A 19049-nucleotide genomic window follows, 5' to 3' on the forward strand; every position below is an offset into this window, starting at 1 on the left:
AAATTGTGTCAAACACAATAAAAAGTTGAAAAAAAACGTAATATGTTTTATTGTATAATAAGATTTAACTGTTGAAAAGAAGTGTGAATGTAAAAACCTATATCATACATATTAATGAAAAAGAGGGAGGCATTTTCATCCTTCCCTCTGCAATCTATATCAACGCAACTTCATTAGCCCTAGGTATCTAATCAAGCTGCGATATTTTCTTATATATAGATTGACCTGATACCCCAAAATATATAGGTGTTAACTCTTGCTAAGTAAGGGAATCCTGAGATATGGATGAAAAAATTTAAGTAATGCTAATAGACAATCGTTGATGTTACATTCAGACAGGAGTATGGCAATTCACTTCAAGTTAATATTTTAAGGAGGTAATAACAATGAATGAATTTGAAAAGGATGTTCAGTCTAAACGACATGACATTTTTGATGCTGGATTTGGGTTTGTTTTCTCATTTGTATTCTTTATGATTATTTTCTTTATCGGAGTTATTTTCGATGCAATTGGTTCATAAAAGGAACGAGGCTAACCATTTAGTCTCGTTTTTTATATTCTACTGTATATTATGGTAAATAAGGAAAAACTGTTCCTCTTTCTTCAGAGAATTTATAGATTAAGGCACCAGATTGGTCTGTTCTCATCACTTTCACATTAAATTTATCTAAATTATCTAATACTTCTTGATGTGGATGACCGTAACGATTATTTTCACCAACTGATATTAATGCTACATTGGCTTCTACCGCTTCTAAAAAAGGCGTAGAACTTGATGTATTACTGCCATGATGGGCAACTTTTAATATATCTGTTTTTAATTCTGGATATGCATTTACTATTGCTGCTTCTCCCTCTTCTCCTAAATCACCCGCGAATAACCATCTATCCTTACCAAATATGCTACTTAGCACTAGTGAGTTTTCATTTTTATCTGATTGCTTCCGAACGGGATAATAAACTTCAAATAGTTGATCTTTGAGTTCGAACGTATCCCCTGCCTTCACATTGACAAATTGAGTTTCCGGCACAATACGGTTATATTGTTCGATTATCTTTTCATCAAAATAAGGACTCGTGATTACATAGTCAACAGGATAGCCGGCTAGAATATATGGTACACTGCCGATATGATCATGATCAGCATGTGACAATATAATCGCATCTATTCTATTAATACCCTTAGACTTCATAAATGGATCGATTACCTGATCAAAAATTTCAGACGATTTTTCGGAATAATCTGCTGTCATCTTCCCACCAGCATCCATTATAAAAACTCCTTTTCTGTAGGGTAATTCTACAATAATTGCATCTCCCTGACCGATGTCCAACATCGTAATATACCCGTGGTGATCCAAGTATGGCTTGAGATTTATCATGATTAGTAACATCACTAATAACGAACCATATTGAAGCGATTTTCGCAATTGTTTCTTTTCTAAACAGGTTAAAAATAACCATAGAATTATATAAAAAGGAAGAAATAAACAAATTGGGAATTCCCCCATCAACCAAGGCGCCGGCATCCAATGATCAATTGTTGTTAAAGCGGCAATTACCGCTGTATGGATGTGCACAAAAATGTGATCTAATATCACTAAAACGACCGGCAAAAATGAAGCAAGCAGTATTAAAAATAAAATAGGTAATACTACTACAGTGAAATAAGGAATGACAATAACATTTACAAAAACAGATAATGGTTGAAATTGGTAAAAATGAAACAACTGTATAGGTAAGATAATGAGCATACTTATTAGGGAAATTCGAAGCACCATCCATAAATTACCAATAATTAACAATTTCCTTGATAATATGATCCCAAAAGTTACAATAAAACTAAATTGAAAAGCTATCGAATATATTATAAAAGGATCCAATATCACCATCATGATAAAAACAATACTCAACATATCGGTTATAGCAAACCGAACTGGTAACTTAGAAAGTGCAATGATAACAATCGCTAACAGACTGGCACGCCAAACAGAAGCTGATCCTCCTGCCATAGCGGGATAGAAGCACAATAAACAAGCGATTAAAAATTGTGCTTTTTCAATCGTGATCCGGAAGACAAATAACAGTAAAAAATATACGATAGTCAGAATTAAGCCTACATGTAGACCAGAGATTGCTAGTAAATGGCTAAGATTCCAATTTTGAAATACGTTTACAACATCATCTTCTAAATGTTCACGCTCTCCAAATAAGAGAGCTGCGAACCAAGCATATGTAAAAGAACTCACCTGATGCTCGATATGATCTAATACTTGTTGACGTAGATCATATATCTTTTGCCAGGGTGACTGTCCTTCACATTTACTTTTATCTAACGATTCGATCACAAATTGTTTCTCAATACCTTGTGAACCCAAATATTCTTTGTAATGAAATTGCCCTGGATTACGCGCTCCTGGAATTTTCTGAAAATTGCCGTGCAAGACACAAGTAGCACCGGTGCGAAATGAAGATAAATTGAATCGAAAATCTGTTTTAGGAAAATAATATACTTGGATAAGAGAATCATCAGAAGCTTGAAAGGTAAAGCGAAGAAATTGATTGTTTTGTTCTACTTGAGATTGAATATTTCCTTGGACATAAGTACTTGAGGTTTCTTCTGACTCATTTAGGTTTAAGGAAGGAATATGATAAAAAGAAAAAAGACTAAAAGCGATTAGAGAGGTAATAAAAAGTTTAGAAAATCGATGGATGTATACTAAAAAAATAATGATGACAGTTAAAATTATAAAAAAACATTTAGCACTCACATCTTTCAATAAAAAGCTCATGACATATAATAATACAAACCAATGTAATTTTTGATACAAGCAACCATCACCTCCCTTACATTACCAAGCCATTATGGTTTCAATGTTATATAGTGCTGATCTAATTCTACTTTTTCAACATGGACACCAGCTTCTTCAAATAATTCCACTGCATACGGATGATTCTTATAATCTTCAGCATAATAAACTGTTTTTATCCCACTTTGAATAATTGCTTTACAACAATTCAAACAAGGAAAATGTGTTACATAGATCTCCGCATTTTCTGTAGAAGCACCAAATTTAGCACATTGTAGTAAAGCATTCATTTCTGCGTGAATGGTTCGTACACAATGTCCATCAATCACATAGCACCCTTCGTCAATACAATGTACACTACCAGAAACACTGCCATTATATCCTCCAGCGATAATACGCTTGTCCCTTACAATGGTCGCACCTACCATTAAACGCTGACAAGTACTACGTAATGCTAACAAATGACTTTGTGCCATGAAATATTGATGCCAAGAAATTCTTTCCACTTAAAACACCCTTTCTTTTTCTCACATAATAAAAGTGTACTTGTCCAATAAGAAAGCGTCAATAACATTATGGAATTCGAACGTATTCCTCCAGTTTTTCGACTGTTTTATCTCCAATTCCAGAAACTTTTGTTAAGTCCTCCATTTTTTCAAAACTTCCATAAGTATCTCTGTATTCTACAATTGCATTTGCTTTTACTTCACCTATTCCTGGGATAGTTTGCATTTCTTCTATCGTAGCGATGTTCACTTTTACCTTTTGATCGTCACTTCCTGTATCTGGGACTTCTTGTGTTTCTTCAGGATTTTCACCTTTCGTTGGTACATATATTACCATCTCATCATAAACTCGTTCTGCAAGGTTAATCATTTGTTTATCTGCTTTATTAGTAAAACCACCTGCTAATTGAATTACATCTTCGACACGATCATTTTCACTAACTTGATATACACCAGGGCGTTTTATTTCACCTTTCAGATCAATTTTATATTCTGTTGCAACACTTTGATCCTCTTCTTCCTGCAGTTCAGCACTATGCTCCTCGAGCATTTGATCCGTTAAGTCGTCTTCTTCATTTATTGATGGACCTATTAATAACCACAGCAAAATTGCTCCAACTACTAAAACTAAATACCAATTTTTAAATATCCAAGACATGTTTATCATTCCTTTATCATAGAATAGTAAAGTTGTTCATAGGATAGTGTTAGAAATTATCCAGGAGGCGAGATGAAATGAAATGGGGTATAATTGGAACCGGCAATATGGGCGCAGTTTTAGTAACTGCCTTTCTTGAATCGAACGTCATTGATCAGGAAAGTCTTTATGTCTCTAATCGTACAGCAGAAAAGGCATATGCAATCCAAAAGAAGTATCCACAGATTCATGTAAAGGAAAACATCTTTGAGTTAATTAAACATGTCGATACGATTTTTTTATGTGTAAAACCAATAGACATGATAGACGTATTAAGAGAAATCCAACCAATTCTTGATGAAAAACAACTATTAGTATCGATAACAAGTGCAATGTCAGTGGAAGAAATTGAATCGTTAGTTGATTGTCAGGTGGCTCGAATGGTACCTAGTATTACAAACCATGCTCTAGCAGGTGTCACACTGTTAACGTTTGGCAGTAGATTAGATGCTTTTAGGAAAGAATTATTCATTAAGAGATGCCAACAATTTTCAGAACCAGTAGAAATTGAGGAAAACATTATGAGGATTGCATCAGATATCGTTTCTTGCGGACCTGCCTTTTTTGCCTTTTTAGCAGAAAACTATATCAAAGCTGCTACCAATCAAACAGAAGTTACTACAGAACAGGCAACACAGCTAATGGAAAAAATGTTTATTGGCTTTGGAAAACTATTATCAGAAAACCATTTTACTCTCAATGAGTTAATAGAAAAAGTATGTGTAAAAGGTGGAATCACCGGAGTTGGTATTGCATCGCTCGAGGAGAACATGAACGGACTATTTGAAGAATTGATTAACCAGACACACCATAAGTTTAAAGAAGACAAAGAGATGATCGCAAATAAATTAAAGTAAGACTTCAACTCGGATGTTACAATGATTAGTACGGTGATAAATAAGTGATGGAATTGGGCACCGAAGAAATATTACTCGGTGCCTGTAAATATTACCCGGGAAACCGCAAATTACGACTTTACTATTACTTTAATGTGTCGTAAAAAGTCATTTTTGTGACTATATGATATGTTCGGCAATGATCTTGTCTAACTTTCGAATATCAACTTTTTTATTAAGATTTAATTTAAAATGGCCAGATCTGGTCCATAATTCAATCTCTGCGTTTAAATCTAATTTCCCACCATTTTCTGTTGAATACATATCGATTGATTTAAATGGAATTGTATATATTTCCACCTTTTTGCCAGTAATTCCTTGCCGATCTGCAATGATGAGCCGTTTATTCGTTATAACTGCTATGTCTCGAACCGTTTTATATGCAGTATGTGCAATTTCACCATCAACAAGAAGATCGTGTATGTCATTAGGCACACTCACTTCATCATAAAATGTCCATTCCATAATGTGACTAATATCTGCCATTAATAAAGCCCTCCTTAAGCGTTAATCATTTCCACCCGGTCTCTCCCAGCTCTTTTTGCTTGGTACAATGCTTTATCTGCTTCCTTGTACATTTGTTCAAAACTAATTGGTTCATTAGTTGTGGTTAATCCGATACTGACCGTGATTTTCTCTTGCTTTTCCCCATTTATACTAATTGAACGTTCTGTTAGACTTTGCTGAAAGAGATTTGCTTGTTCACCAGCCTGCGCAGCATCCTTATGTAATAATACGCCAAACTCCTCTCCTCCAATCCTTCCAACAATACTGCAATTTTTTGCAGGTTTAAAAAATTCAGTTAAAGCAACAGCAAATTCCTTTAAAACTTGATCCCCAACGATATGACCATACTGATCATTAAATTGTTTAAAATGATCGATGTCTAGTATTAAAAAGGAAATAGGAAAATTTTTATGTTCTGCCATTGCATTGTATTTTTCAATAAAGGAATGCCGATTACATATATTGGTCAATGAATCATAGTGAGCTAATGTATACAAACGATTTTCTATTAATTTCTTTTCCGTAATATCGGTTAAGACAACAAGCTTGATATCACGACCATAATATCCAATTGGAACGATATTAACCTGCAGATAAATATATTCTCCTTCTAATTCGACCTTCCATTCAAAAGATGTTGATAAATGTTGATAAACCCCTTTCAAAATCCTTTCATCGGTAAATAATTGATCCACTTTCTGTCCAATAATCAACTCCTCATGCAGATATGGCATCCATCGTTTCAGTAGTTTATAGCCTGCTTGATTAATTTCTAAAAGATTATAATTAGGGCCAAATAACATAATTCCTTCGTCCAGCGATTCTAAAATTTGATGACGTGAAACTGGCCAAATGGAATTAAAATCATAACGCTTGAAAATAAAAATGAGCAAGACACTCATCAAGGAAAATGATAGCGCAACCTGACCTGGAATTTTCACAGACAATAATGGTAAAACACATAAAGAGACTAATGGAAGTAAAATAGCAATAGAAGATAATAGATGACTATTTCTGAGATGTGATGGCAGGTCATGCATATTTCTGATAAAAGTAAAAACCGCCAATAGAGTTAAGAATAATAAATAGGAAATGAAAGTAATCCCCAATGGTGTCGGCGTTATGGTGATTTCTGTTAATCCCCAAATAGTATCTATTTTCACGCTAGATCTCATCCAATGATGAATAGGATCTGTAAATATTAAGAAAATGCCCATCACTGCAGGTGCTCCCAAATAAATCATATACTTAATATTCTTGATAGCATTTGGCTCAGCTATTTCCTTAGCAAACCCAAACAGAAAAACTGGACATAAAAATAATGCAATTTGTTGGATATTCCTTAACCATTGCATTGCATTAAAATCATCGATGTATAATTCTAAGGCAGTAGAAATCATAAATAAGCTAGAAAGCATTAAACATACAGATAAAAATAAACGGACAAGATTACAAGGCTTTTTTAAGAGTGCAATCGACAAAAAAAATATAAAAAAAGCCATAATTGAGATATAGAGTGGATAAGGTTCAAACCATTGCATTACGCATCCCCCGAGTAGATAATAACCTTTTGAATTCAAACTATCATAACAGAATATTGGAATAAATTATCACTAGTGTATATTTTTGCTCGTTATACTATATACTATTCGATATGAATCGGCTATTTCCTGCAAAATATTTATAAAATATTAAAAATTTTATAGTGATAGAACTTATCATGTAACAGCACCCCAACTGAATAATGTCATTAATTGGGGTGCTTACTTGTTATTGCTCTTGCAACTGTTCCACTGTCACCATATATTTTTGTTCGGGATTTTCGATCGGGTGGATGGTACAATGACCTGTTCCTTGATCAACATGCTCAATATATACTTTATCGCCATTATAAGTTACATTACGCATATCAGGCGAATCCAAAATTTCTTGTGCGCGTTGTGCGTCCATTATTCTATCCTCCTTACCTCGTTATTGAGAATAGTTTACTATTTCTAGCTGTAAATTATGTACCGCTCTCTGTGGAATTATTTTCTTGTTGTTTATTCCTTTTTTTAATGGCTACACTGAACACCGCAATCGTTATTGCTCCTATTCCAATCGCAATTAGCATACCTAACACAAAATTATCAAAGACAAGTCCTAGAACAAAGCCTATAAGAATCGAATAAATAATTTCCATTATAATGAATCGTTTTACACTCATAACATGTCCTCCTTTTTAATGGATAATTTTATTACTATGATATCACGTTAAATTACTTTCCTAAAGAATGGAAGAAGATATTAAAAATTTCTCGCGATTTATGGATTGTTTAGTAAATTGATTAATATGTATTCAGAATAGAAACAGAAGGATTTGGTTTTGTAAAAAAACAATATTTTTTCTGGTGTTCGCTTTTTATCACTGGAATCCTTTAAGAAATGCCGGTCCATTATTACTTGGTAGTAATTATGAAATACTTGAACAACTTGACCATCACACCGGCTGCCCATTTCTCTTTCCGTGGGGTTTGTCCTTCAGCTAACTTTTTCGAGAATGGTTATATGCTATCTTCACTTATAAAAAGTTTTCTCCTCCTTGGATAAATAGTTATATCCAAGGAGGAGAATCCGATAGTATATGCAAATTATCTGATGATAAGCCCTGTCCGTTTTTAGTTTGCCTTTGCTTTTTGTGAAGCTGTTTTCTTTGTCGTTTTCTTTCGTTTCGTTGTTGTTTTCTTTTTCCCTTTTTGAGTTTTGTTTAATGATTTTTCGAGAGCTTCCATCAAATCTGTAACATTGTCTTTTTTTGCAGGCTCTTTTGCCGTTGAAACTTCTTCTCCATTTTTCTTCTGTTCAATAAGTTCCAATAATGCAGTACGATACTCATCATGATATTTTTCCGGTTCAAATTCTGTTGATAATTGTTCAATCAATAATTTTGCTGTTTCCAACTCTTTCTCAACAATATTTGCTTCTTCCGGTACATTTGGAACCTCTTGGAAGTCCCTAACTTCATCAGGATAATAAATCGTCTCCATCACTAATGTATTTTGATAAATGCGGACAACTGCTAAATGTTCCTTTGAGCGAATCGTAATTTTTGCCAACCCGATTTTCCCTGTTTCCTCCAGAGCTTTGCGCAATAAGCCATATGCCTTTGCCCCACCTTCATTTGGAGACAAATAATAACTGCGGTCAAAATAAATCGGATCAATTTCTTCTAACTTAACAAAATCCACAATATCGACCGACTTATCCTCTTTTTCTTCCTTTAATGCTTCTAAATCCTCATCCTCCAGAATAACAAATTTATTTTTCGTATACTCAAATCCTTTTACAATATCGTCTTGCTCCACTTCTTTTTCACAGACAGGACATACTTTTTCGTACTTCACAGGAGATTGGCATTCTTTATGCAAATTTCTGAGCTTTATATCTTTATTTTCCGTTGCTGAATGGAGCTTGACTGGGATATTAACAAGACCAAAACTAATGGTTCCTTTCCACATCGTATGCATCATAATCACCTCTTTATCAATAGTTTTTCTTTTTAGGACATAATCATGCAACAGTTTGTCAAAAATATTTCTGATAATTGTGTCTAATAAAAGGAGTCTATACTATGTGGAAACCGATGCTGCCTACACTTGTAAACGAAGCACCTTCTGGAAATGAGTGGATATATCAAGTAAAATATGATGGATTTCGTTGTGGTTTACAATGGACCGATCAGGAAGTTACCTTATGGAGTCGAAACGGTCATGACCTTAGTCGTTCCTTTCCTGAAATCATTTCGTGGTGCCAGCAACACAGTTCTAGATTCCAATCCTATTTACCACTTTTTCTTGATGGAGAACTGATCATTTCGATTACTGCCTATCGAACAGATTTTGAACAAATACAAAAGCGATCCAGAATAAAAAAGAATATAAACCAGTTAAGTCAAAATCGCCCTGCTACTTTTGTCGCCTTTGACTTATTAGAATCGAAAGCTCAAAATTTGCGAAAGAGAAGCTTTTCTACACGTGATCAATTATTATCCACGATTCTGGAAGGTATAACAGGAAGGATTCGCAAGGCACCTACTTTCGAAAAACTGGATAGTATTCTCGAAGTAGTTGACATCCATCAGGCAGAAGGAATGGTTGCCAAACAAAAGAAAGCGACTTATATAGAAGGAAAGCGAAGTAATACATGGCTAAAAATCAAAAATTTTCGAACCATTCCTGGGATTGTTACGAATTGGAATACCGAAAATGATTATTTCACGTTACAATATTATCACAACGAAACACTCAGCATTCTCGGGAAATGTAAGAATGGCCTAGAACAAGGTGAGAAAGAAACATTAACTACTTTTTTCAAACGTTATGGTCAGAAGGTTAATGGGACAACGTGGGAGTTAGATCCTTCTGTTTGTATGGATATAAATTGTCTGAGTGCTGAAGATCATGAACTCCGTGAACCGGTTTTTCATCAGTTTCGATTTGATATTAAACCAACCGATTGTAATCAACTTACGATCGATCAAGGATTGGCACAATTTCCATCAGCAGTTAATTTATCCCGTATAGAAAAAGAATTGTTTCCAGATGTTACGAAATTAAACTACTTGTGTTATTTAAGATGGATTGCACCTTTTATGCTTCCTGGCCTGAAGGATCGCAGACTGACATTAATTCGTTTTCCCGATGGAGTACATGAACATTCCTTTTATCAAAAACATCTGCCAGATTATGCCCCTTCTTTCATTCAAACTATCCCTAATAATGATGGGGAAATGGATATACTTTGCCAAGATCTGCAAAGTCTTATCTGGTTTGGTAATCATGGTGGATTGGAGTTCCATGTTCCTTTTAATAAAATCGATAAAGCAGATCCCGAAGAAATAGTCTTCGACCTTGATCCGCCATCATTGGATCAGTTTTTTATTGCTGTACGTGCTGCCCACTTGATTAAACAAATGATGGAACATCAGGGCTTCACACCTTTAGTCAAAACATCCGGAAGAACTGGATTACAAGTTCATATACCGATTCAAAATATGACGTACGATGAAACGAGAATGTTGATGGAGGCTACAGCAAAAGTATTGGTTGACTCTGATCCTGACCATTTTACCATCGAGCGCTTAAAGAAAAATCGTGGCAAAAGACTTTATATCGATTATGTTCAGCATGCCCCAGGAAAGACAATCATTGCTCCCTATTCGACAAGGGCGACTAATGAAGCAACTGTCGCGACACCGTTATTTTGGAATGAGGTAACAGAAACATTAGACCCAAGAAAGTTTACGATTCACATGATACCAACAAGAATTAAAGAGAAAGGCTGTCCATTTAATTTGATAATTTGACTTTGATCCGTTCAGCTATATTTTTACCCGTAACCCATATATGTACTTTATCATCGATTTCTTACACATCCTTCCCTTCTATTTCTGTTTGGTCAGTAATTTTTAGTTCAATTGGTGCATAAGATCGATCGTTGACATCTAATATTAGCGCTATAATAATGGTGTCAGGACTCACTTCTTCAATAAAGTAATGAAAATAATCAGCCTGATCAGCTAGAAATTCATCATTCACTGGTCTTGATAATCATATTTTTCCATGTCTGATTGACAGGCTATTAAAAATATCAAAACAATAACCATAACGCACCTTTTTCTTAATAGACTTAAATAATTCCAAATAACATCATTCCAATCAGATTAATGGATACATTCGCACTGATGTGAACTAGCCATGACGGCAATATACTGTCTGCCTTCTCATCTAATTTATTAAATAAGTAACCGGCAACAAATAAACTGAACAGGATGAGGATAAATAAGTAAATTGAAAACCAATCCGTCATCATCGCAATATGATAGAGAGCAAACATGCCAGCACTAAAAAGATAAGCTACCCACCTTTTTGTCATTTTTAATAAAGCTAAAAAGGCAAAGCCACGAAAGAAAAATTCTTCTAATAGCGAATTAACGAGTGCAATATAGATCGCAACAAAAAGGAAGTTATTTTTATCAACTGCCATGGTATCTTCCAACATAACAGTCACATTCGAAAAATCAAAAAAACTGCCAATGATCCAATACAACGATAAAATAATGATCGATACACCGCTTGCAAGAATAATTGGTAATTTCATATATTTCATTTTAGAAGAAAATAAATCTTTAAACGATAAATGGGCAACAAATCGAATATATAAGTATGGAATGAACAAGAAAAGCAACAGCTTACATATCGATTTAACTAAATATTTAGGAGCAATATATAATTCGATCACTGCCATCGCAAGACAAGCAATAACAACGAACAACATTAATCGTTTCAATTACCGACACCCTTTACTGTAATCAGTGTCATCTGACTCTGATTAAACATTCTCACATCTATTACACTCGTACCAAGACCACTATCGATGTATAATTGTTGACGTTTATTTAAATCAAATAATCCTTGATCATATTTCGGAAAAAAACCTTGCCCCGGAGCAACAACTGCTCCAATTATAGGTAAGCGTATTTGACCTCCATGGGTATGACCACTTAATACTAAATCAATCGCCTCTGGATATTTTGAACGTGATAAATCAGGAGCGTGTGATAACAGGATCGTCACATCCTCCTTATTCAACCCTAACATAGCAGGTTCCATATCATCATGATTGGTTGATGGATCGCCTACACCTACCAACTGAAAAGAACCCCCTTCCAGTTTAATGACGCGGTTTTGATTATCTAGTAGATGAACTCCCTTGTCGGCAAGGCCTTGAATAAATGATTCTCTCAACGGATTTTCCCATTCATGGTTACCAGTTACAAAATAGACATTGGAATTAATCATGGTTAATTTGTCCGCAAAGTCCAAGACAAACTGTAAATCATTCGTTTTCCTGTCAATTAAATCACCTGTAATAACGATAACATCCGCATCTACTTGTTCTATTTCATCTAATAATTTCTTATTATTGTCACCGAACTGTTTATTATGTAAATCCGTAAATTGCAACATAGTAAAAGATTGATCCTTATCCAACTTTGAAGTAGCTATCTCCAACTTTTCAACCTTGAATAAATTTGTATCATAATATATTTTCACCCCGCCACTCAAAACAATAACTAGCATAAATATCAATAAAAACATGCGACCACGCCTCATCTAACAACCTCTTTTATACAGATAATGTATTGTCATTTTAACATAAATGGATAGAAATGTAAGTTTGTAGTCGACATAGTTTACCTCAGTAAACTTGACATTTGAACATCTCTCTTTTTATCCATTTTTTGTTACATAAACCTCAATAACCTGTTACAGAAAAAAGAACCTTCATTGCCATTCATGCAACAAAGGTTCTGTTCTTTGTGATTGCTTACCTAATTCAATTGAATTCAACCGATATGAAGAGATAATCCATTAACCCCAGATTTCTTTTGTAATCTGTACAATGTGTTGGAGTTTGTTCCATTGGTCTTGTTCAGTTAGTTTGTTTCCATGGTGAGTAGATGCAAATCCACATTGTGGACTTAAACATAATTGCTCAAGTGGTACGTATTTTGCAGCTTCTTCCACTCGTGCTTTTATTTGTTCTTTGTCTTCCAACTCTCCATTCTTTGATGTAATTAATCCTAGCACCACACGTGTGCCATCATTTGGGATATGTTCCAACGGTTTGAATCCACCTGAGCGTTCATCATCATATTCAAGGAAGAAACCGTCTACTTTTTCCTTAGCTAATAGGGTTGGAGCAATTAAATCATAGCTTCCTTCAAAAGCCCAATTGGAACGATAGTTTCCTCGGCATAAATGGGTAGTGACAACAAGATCACTTGGTTTATCTTCTAACACGCCATTGACCACTCTTAATGCCAGATCAATTAAAAATTCTCGTGAAAACTCACCATCATTAAATGGAATGTCAGGTGAAGACAATCCTGCTATATAAACGTCATCAAACTGTAAATAACGCACACCAGCATTATAAAAAGCTTTAACTGCATCACGGTAAGCTTGAATGACATCTTTGGCATAATCCTCAATATCTGGATAAATACTTACATCACGAATTCCTACATTAAAAAGCTGATTAGGACTTGGAATGGTTTGTTTTGCCACCGCTCGACCATCTACTAATGCATTAAACTCTTTAAAATCTTGGATAAATAGATGATCAGGATTAAATGAGATTTTACCTGTATTTCGAATATTATATCGTTCTGTTTCTTCATTTCCATGAAATATATATCCTACTTCAGGTACATATCCTTCAATGCCATTTAAATGCTCTAAAAAGTCGGTATGCCAGAAACGACGGCGGAATTCACCATCTGAAACAAGACTCAATCCTACTTCAACCTGCTTATCAATGATATGAGCTATTTCTTTGTTTTCCACATCACGTAACTGTGCACTTGTAATATTACCTTCCTCAAAATCCTTTCTCGCTTTCAGTAAATTATCCGGGCGTAATAAGCTCCCCACATGATCTGCTCGAAATGGTGCTGTTACTGTTTTTGTTGTCATACTACCTCTCCTTAGAATGAAAATGAATTTGGTCAGCATATCTTACCCAGTAAGAAGAGCGCAGAGCGCCCGCTTAGAAACGTAGCGGCTGGAGCTAATCAACTGAGATAAAGGAATCACTGAGAAAAGCGAACCGATAGTGACTTATCGTAAGGCGATTTGTGAAGTCGCCTAGTTTCTCAGGCGCTCGGAGCTAGACATCTGCGCAAATTTTATACTTCCTTGTCCAGTAAAAAAAGGCCTTCTAAGAAGAAGGCCTTTACCATGAACGAAAGTCAATCTTCTTATCTATTGGAATTAGCACCGTGTCAAAAGTGACTGGTTGCTGAGACATCATAAGGCCAAATCCCTCCGTCTCTCTGGATAAGAATATATGCAATTTTTACCATACATACATCATACAATATGCAGTTGGAAAATACAACCCTAATTTTGAAAATGTATAACACGATTGTTAATCTTGTTTAAACAAATGAGATTGCTAACTTCTTACATTTTGGGACATAAAATTTATAGCTAACATTCGGGAAACAAAGAAAAAGAGGCTAACTAGTGACTTTATATAGTTAGCCTTCTCAATCTTTTAATTTAATTGTTTTCTATTTCTGACATATAATATCGTTCCAATGATCAGCAAGATGATACTTAATGCTATATTTTGGAATATGTTTGTTGCTGTATTTGGGAGATTAATGTTATCATTACTTGCTATTGGTGATTGTTTATCACTCTTCTTATCCTCTTGTTTACTACTTTGGTCTTCTGCTTCTTGTACGTTATTCATCTCAGAATTTTGATTATTATTGTTGTCGTCTTTATCTAAACCAGAAGTAGAATCCGAGTCATTAATAGAGTCTGGATGCTTCTCAGGTTTATTTTTATCCTTGTCCTTATCGTTCTCTTTGTCCTTATCTTTATCCTTATCTTTATCCTTATCTTTATCCTTATCTTTGTCCTTATCTTTGTCATTACCTGATGAATCATCTTCCCCTTTGACAAAAGACCAGATAGGTGAGCGACTCTCACCTGTATAGTTATCAGTCACTGTAGCATACCAGAAATACTGTTCTCCTTCGGTAAGGCCCACCCAAGTAACTTCAGCAGTATCTCCACTCGCGACATTTTCTACCTTACCTATTTCATTATCAGTATAAACATTCACTACAAAACTGTCCGTCGCAACTCGCTTTTCTTTAGCTGTTAAATCTAAATCAATAGTGAATTCATCCTTATTTGGGTATTCATCCGTATCATAATAATTATAATCATCCATATATGGTGAATATGTGTTCACATATATTTGATTATTATCTGTATCAAAATGTAACAAACGCATATAGCCTTGCCCACCTTCAGGTCCGGCTTGATAGTTTGCTAGCATCTGATATACAGTACGATCAGGATTGCCATCCCCATCATCATCGATTTCATCTACTAATGTTTGTGCTTCATGATAATGACCAGCTAAAACTGCTACAACATTTTCATTTGGAAGTACTACTTCTTGATATAGCTTTTCACCTAATGGATGACGTGTCCCTGTGGCCTGCAAATACTCATGGAACGTTAAGATCGCTGTACGATCTGGATGTCGACTTAATACTTCATTCAGCCATGCAATACCTTCATCATCAATACCCCAACCTAAATAAAGCATAATATAGTCGTTGCCATCAACAGAAATTAAGTCATAGTGACCACGGTTATTTTGATATGAACCACCATAATAAGGCTTATCTTTAAAACGATCTTCTCCGAAATAATTATAATACTCAGTATAGTCTTCTGTTTTTTGTAATACGTCGTGGTTTCCAGCTAAAACACCGTATGGTATTGCTGCATCATCTAATGTTCTCATATATTCATCTGCGTATTCCCATTGGTATTGTTGATCTGCTTCATCTACTAAATCTCCACTATGAAAAACATATTCAATCTTCATTTCTTCTTGCTGCTCTTTAATCCATTCCGTTTGACGCTCAAAAATGTGGGGATAGCTCTCAGAATAATATTGAGTATCTGACATCCAAACAAACGTATAGTCATATTCATCCCGATTAGCAGGTATTTCATCTTGAATCATTACCTGAATTTGATGATCATTACTATATAATGCAACTTCGACATCGCCTTTCAGAGTAAAATCCTCTTCACCGGCAATTTCATAATCAACGATGTCCCACTTAGTAGACTCCACATTCCATGCATACATCGTTACTTTTCTACCTTCTAAAGAATTACCGTGCCATTCTAATTCAACCAAATCATTCTCATCGACTGTATCATCAAGTGTTACGTCAAAACGGTGATATGGAAATTCTGTTGTTGCATCATGTACCAAATACTCACCATCTTTTTCAGCTACTAGTGAAATGTCCTGTTCTTCTAGCAATGTTGAGCCATCTATTTCATTTGTGTTTGGTGGTTCCACAGCGGAAGAACCTTGATAAGATACCACGGCATCTGTATCAGAAGGTTTATACTGGAACCCTTGATAGAAACCAACATCCATCTTGTCTCCCATCGGATCATTAACACGGACCTTTAAAGTTGGATCACCGTCTTGAACGTTTGATAGATTTTCCGGTACCTCTGGATTCTCTTCAACTGTATAAAAAGTAATCTCTTCTGTACCTTTGTTACCAATTTGATCTGTAGCCGTAATGCTTAACGTATGCTCCCCATTCGCAAGCTCACCTGATGAAGTTTCAAAAGGCAAATCTATCTCCTCTCCATCAAGTTTTGCTTGATAACTATCCACGCCAGCTACGCCATCCTCAATCTCTGCATCTATTATAAAGATACCTTTGTATGTTTCTTTATTTGCAACTGTAGCTTCAATATTTGGAGGTGTGTTATCTACGAGTACTTGTTCTTGAATGGTCTCTTTTGAATCAGTTACTTTTACTGTGTGCTCACCATCTGTTACTTCTGTTGTATTCCATTCATAGGCAATAGATTGTGCATGATCTTCCGTAATAGTAAATGTAAAACCCTCCGCAATCCGGTGTGTACCATCATCACCCATGTCTAACACATTTTCAGGATCTGGATGATTAGGATCTGTTAGAATCGTACCATCAGCCAATACGAGACGTACATTGCGTAAATTATAGTCATCACGATTCTCACCCGGGTCACCTTCCCATGGTGTAGCTTTGTTTCCGGCACGTATTGTAATCGTGTTTTCCCCGATTTCTAAATAGTTAGGATCTATCGGTACTGTAATCGTCTCCCATTGTGCCATCCAATCATCAAATATATGAATGATCTCATCACCAATAGTTACACCATTTTGGAAATAGGTATTAATTCCGCTCACTTCAAATGCGAAGTATGCTTCATGTTCTATTGCCTGATAACTTGTGGGCACTTGATTTCCATCAATAAGCATATTCATATTTTCAGGTTGATCCATATTGGATGTACCTTTTAGCACAAATGTTTCCTTTAATACTTGACCTTCTTCGACATTTAAACGTAAAGGACTATGATCCAAATTACTTTCAATCATTACTGTCTCTGGATTAGTAGTTGTTGTATTTTCACCGTCTGAAGCTTCAAAATAATATTCGACTTCTGTATTGCCAATCATTTCAGGAGCATAAATGCGATACGTAAATACTCCTAAGTCTTCTCCCTCTTCAATCAATGCTTTCTTATAATCTTCATTAGCATTTGTACGGTAGTAGATCGCAACTGTTTTTAATTCTTCTTGATCACTTGCTTCTGCTGTAACATCTAAGTCATCTGTCTGGTTAATGGTGTCAACACCCGTGATATCTTTTACAACTGGTGCTGTTTGATCTGCTTCTACCTGAACAGGTTCTGTTGGTACCTGATAGTCTTCCACAACACCAGGTGTAGCATCAATCGTTCCCGCACTTACCTTCTCCATGATATTCGAATCATCTGCTGGATATTTATAGACAATACCTTTATTCGGGGCAGTATCATCTGTTGTATCCAAATCATTATAATAAGCAACCGAATATTCGTGACCAATATTGGAAGCAATAATTAATCCACGCATACTACCATTTGCCATTCCAGCAGACTCTATTCTTACAATATTTTCATTTTCGATCAAATCAGATCCATAATTAGCATTAAAATCTGCTACAGTCTGATCATTATTCTGTCCATTAATGATCCAGAACACCAATGTTTCGCCTGCAGGAATCACGACATCATCAGGAATAGATGGCCAAATCACATCACTTGCTGGATCATTGCCGTATCGGTACTGCATTTTGTAATGTTCAAAAGGGATGTCTTGATTGGTATTATTATAAATTTCAATAAATTCATAACCATCAGCAGTACCTACATTTGTAGAATCAGGCACAATTTCCGTTACTAATAAAGGAGCCAAGCTTTGCGTATCTACTTCATCTTGTGAAACGGAAATGGTGAATTCTTCTGTTCTTTCTGTATTAACACCATCTGTTGCTTCGATATAATAGGTCAAGTCAGATTCCACATAAATCCCTGGAATTTCAACCTTATATTTACCTGGTTCCTGTGAATCTGATACCATAGATAAACTACGATATTCAGAGTCTTCATTTTTTACAAAAAGGGTTACATCGGGGATTGCCAGATTGTCAGTCACTTCAGCTTCAATTGTGACAGATGAAAAAGCTTCTGCACCAGTTACTGATTCATGTGTTATGACTGGAGCAGTAGTATCTTCTTCTGGTTCTTCGATTTTTACCACTTTAGACGGAACTTGCTCGTCGGAAATCGTCCCTGGAGTAGGATCTGCCAACGTTTCTAGTTTAGTCATTTGTGTTCCTTCGTATGGGTATTTATATCGAATGACACCACCATTATTATCATTATCTGCTCCATCATAATCTGCATAAATAACTTCTTCTTGTGATGCATCTCTTAAGATTAAAGCTCGATTTCCTCCATTTGCAAACCCAGGAAATGTCGTATCGGTTACTTCTACCACTTGCTCACTTGTTAGATTAGTAGAGAAATGGTTATTAAAATCTTCTAATGAATGATTCCCATTGTTATACCAGAAAACGAGTGTTTCCTGTGATTCAATATCTACCGGAGGAACTTTGAACTGTACTTCACGTCCAGAATCTGTGTAATAATA

15 protein-coding genes, 1 pseudogene and 1 riboswitch are annotated in these 19049 nt (G+C 35.3%); of the genes and pseudogenes, 3 read left to right on the forward strand and 13 right to left on the reverse strand.

All coding sequences use genetic code 11. The features are described from left to right. Window positions 1–386: 386 nt before the first annotated feature. On the forward strand, window positions 387–521 hold the full coding sequence (locus GHT08_RS09685; protein WP_018931571.1) for a YqzM family protein: 135 nt from the start codon (window positions 387–389) through the stop codon (window positions 519–521). 49 nt (window positions 522–570) lie between these two features. On the opposite strand, the gene GHT08_RS09690 is transcribed toward GHT08_RS09685, so the two are convergent. From GHT08_RS09690 to GHT08_RS09700, 3 genes and pseudogenes are all read right to left on the reverse strand, one after another. Continuing rightward, entirely contained in the window at window positions 571–2832 is a 2262-nt protein-coding gene (locus GHT08_RS09690; RefSeq protein WP_163581213.1) for a DNA internalization-related competence protein ComEC/Rec2, read from the reverse strand. A 38-nt stretch (window positions 2833–2870) separates the two neighbouring features. Then, a pseudogene (locus GHT08_RS09695) lies at window positions 2871–3317 on the reverse strand (ComE operon protein 2); the annotation flags it as partial. A 67-nt stretch (window positions 3318–3384) separates the two neighbouring features. Then, entirely contained in the window at window positions 3385–3975 is a 591-nt protein-coding gene (locus GHT08_RS09700) for a helix-hairpin-helix domain-containing protein (RefSeq protein WP_163581214.1), read from the reverse strand. 77 nt (window positions 3976–4052) lie between these two features. Between GHT08_RS09700 and comER the strand changes: the two genes are divergently transcribed. Beyond that, complete coding sequence (gene comER / locus GHT08_RS09705) at window positions 4053–4871, forward strand: late competence protein ComER (protein WP_163581215.1); 819 nt, start codon at window positions 4053–4055, stop codon at window positions 4869–4871. 159 nt (window positions 4872–5030) lie between these two features. On the opposite strand, the gene GHT08_RS09710 is transcribed toward comER, so the two are convergent. From GHT08_RS09710 to ku, 5 genes are all read right to left on the reverse strand, one after another. Continuing rightward, entirely contained in the window at window positions 5031–5396 is a 366-nt protein-coding gene (locus tag GHT08_RS09710) for a PH domain-containing protein (protein WP_163581216.1), read from the reverse strand. Between the two features lie 14 nt (window positions 5397–5410). Further along, entirely contained in the window at window positions 5411–6958 is a 1548-nt protein-coding gene (locus tag GHT08_RS09715) for a histidine kinase N-terminal 7TM domain-containing diguanylate cyclase (protein ID WP_163581217.1), read from the reverse strand. 229 nt (window positions 6959–7187) lie between these two features. Beyond that, on the reverse strand, window positions 7188–7367 hold the full coding sequence (locus GHT08_RS09720) for an H-type small acid-soluble spore protein (protein WP_153835098.1): 180 nt from the start codon (window positions 7365–7367) through the stop codon (window positions 7188–7190). A 55-nt stretch (window positions 7368–7422) separates the two neighbouring features. Then, window positions 7423–7623, reverse strand: coding sequence for a hypothetical protein (locus tag GHT08_RS09725; protein ID WP_163581218.1), 201 nt, complete (start codon window positions 7621–7623; stop codon window positions 7423–7425). Window positions 7624–8074: 451 nt separating this feature from the next. After that, window positions 8075–8923, reverse strand: a complete 849-nt coding sequence (gene ku / locus GHT08_RS09730; protein WP_018931562.1) for a non-homologous end joining protein Ku — start codon at window positions 8921–8923, stop codon at window positions 8075–8077. A gap of 104 nt (window positions 8924–9027) precedes the next feature. On the opposite strand from ku, the gene ligD reads away from it, so the two are divergent. Then, complete coding sequence (gene ligD / locus GHT08_RS09735) at window positions 9028–10761, forward strand: DNA ligase D (protein WP_163581219.1); 1734 nt, start codon at window positions 9028–9030, stop codon at window positions 10759–10761. Between the two features lie 61 nt (window positions 10762–10822). On the opposite strand, the gene GHT08_RS09740 is transcribed toward ligD, so the two are convergent. The 5 genes from GHT08_RS09740 to GHT08_RS09760 all read right to left on the reverse strand — a co-directional run bounded on the left by GHT08_RS09740 (window position 10823) and on the right by GHT08_RS09760 (window position 18896). Next, complete coding sequence (locus GHT08_RS09740; protein WP_163581220.1) at window positions 10823–10993, reverse strand: hypothetical protein; 171 nt, start codon at window positions 10991–10993, stop codon at window positions 10823–10825. A gap of 91 nt (window positions 10994–11084) precedes the next feature. Then, a complete protein-coding gene (locus GHT08_RS09745) occupies window positions 11085–11744 on the reverse strand; it encodes a CPBP family intramembrane glutamic endopeptidase (RefSeq protein WP_163581221.1) in 660 nt (219 codons plus the stop codon). After that, on the reverse strand, window positions 11741–12571 hold the full coding sequence (locus tag GHT08_RS09750; RefSeq protein ID WP_163581222.1) for a metallophosphoesterase: 831 nt from the start codon (window positions 12569–12571) through the stop codon (window positions 11741–11743). The genes GHT08_RS09745 and GHT08_RS09750 overlap by 4 nt, the downstream gene beginning before the upstream one ends. 258 nt (window positions 12572–12829) lie before the next feature. Then, the gene (locus GHT08_RS09755; RefSeq protein WP_163581223.1) at window positions 12830–13936 is read right to left on the reverse strand and encodes a 5-methyltetrahydropteroyltriglutamate--homocysteine S-methyltransferase; all 1107 of its coding nucleotides are present in this window, start codon (window positions 13934–13936) and stop codon (window positions 12830–12832) included. A gap of 281 nt (window positions 13937–14217) precedes the next feature. Then, window positions 14218–14306: riboswitch (SAM riboswitch) on the reverse strand. A 213-nt stretch (window positions 14307–14519) separates the two neighbouring features. Then, entirely contained in the window at window positions 14520–18896 is a 4377-nt protein-coding gene (locus GHT08_RS09760) for a lamin tail domain-containing metallophosphoesterase family protein (RefSeq protein ID WP_163581224.1), read from the reverse strand. Between the last annotated feature and the right edge of the window lie 153 nt (window positions 18897–19049).

This window comes from Gracilibacillus saliphilus, assembly GCF_010994085.1.
Lineage (GTDB): Bacteria > Bacillota > Bacilli > Bacillales > Amphibacillaceae > Gracilibacillus > Gracilibacillus lacisalsi.

Bases quoted from the DNA above. Each gene is read 5' to 3' on its own strand.
- GHT08_RS09715 (WP_163581217.1), bottom strand. From the start codon at position 6,958: ATGCAATGGTTTGAACCTTATCCACTCTATATCTCAATTATGGCTTTT.
- comER (WP_163581215.1), top strand. From the start codon at position 4,053: ATGAAATGGGGTATAATTGGAACCGGCAATATGGGCGCAGTTTTAGTA.
- ligD (WP_163581219.1), top strand. From the start codon at position 9,028: ATGTGGAAACCGATGCTGCCTACACTTGTAAACGAAGCACCTTCTGGA.
- GHT08_RS09710 (WP_163581216.1), bottom strand. From the start codon at position 5,396: ATGGCAGATATTAGTCACATTATGGAATGGACATTTTATGATGAAGTG.
- GHT08_RS09725 (WP_163581218.1), bottom strand. From the start codon at position 7,623: ATGAGTGTAAAACGATTCATTATAATGGAAATTATTTATTCGATTCTT.
- ku (WP_018931562.1), bottom strand. From the start codon at position 8,923: ATGCATACGATGTGGAAAGGAACCATTAGTTTTGGTCTTGTTAATATC.
- GHT08_RS09700 (WP_163581214.1), bottom strand. From the start codon at position 3,975: ATGTCTTGGATATTTAAAAATTGGTATTTAGTTTTAGTAGTTGGAGCA.
- GHT08_RS09750 (WP_163581222.1), bottom strand. From the start codon at position 12,571: ATGAGGCGTGGTCGCATGTTTTTATTGATATTTATGCTAGTTATTGTT.
- GHT08_RS09755 (WP_163581223.1), bottom strand. From the start codon at position 13,936: ATGACAACAAAAACAGTAACAGCACCATTTCGAGCAGATCATGTGGGG.
- GHT08_RS09685 (WP_018931571.1), top strand. From the start codon at position 387: ATGAATGAATTTGAAAAGGATGTTCAGTCTAAACGACATGACATTTTT.
- GHT08_RS09720 (WP_153835098.1), bottom strand. From the start codon at position 7,367: ATGGACGCACAACGCGCACAAGAAATTTTGGATTCGCCTGATATGCGT.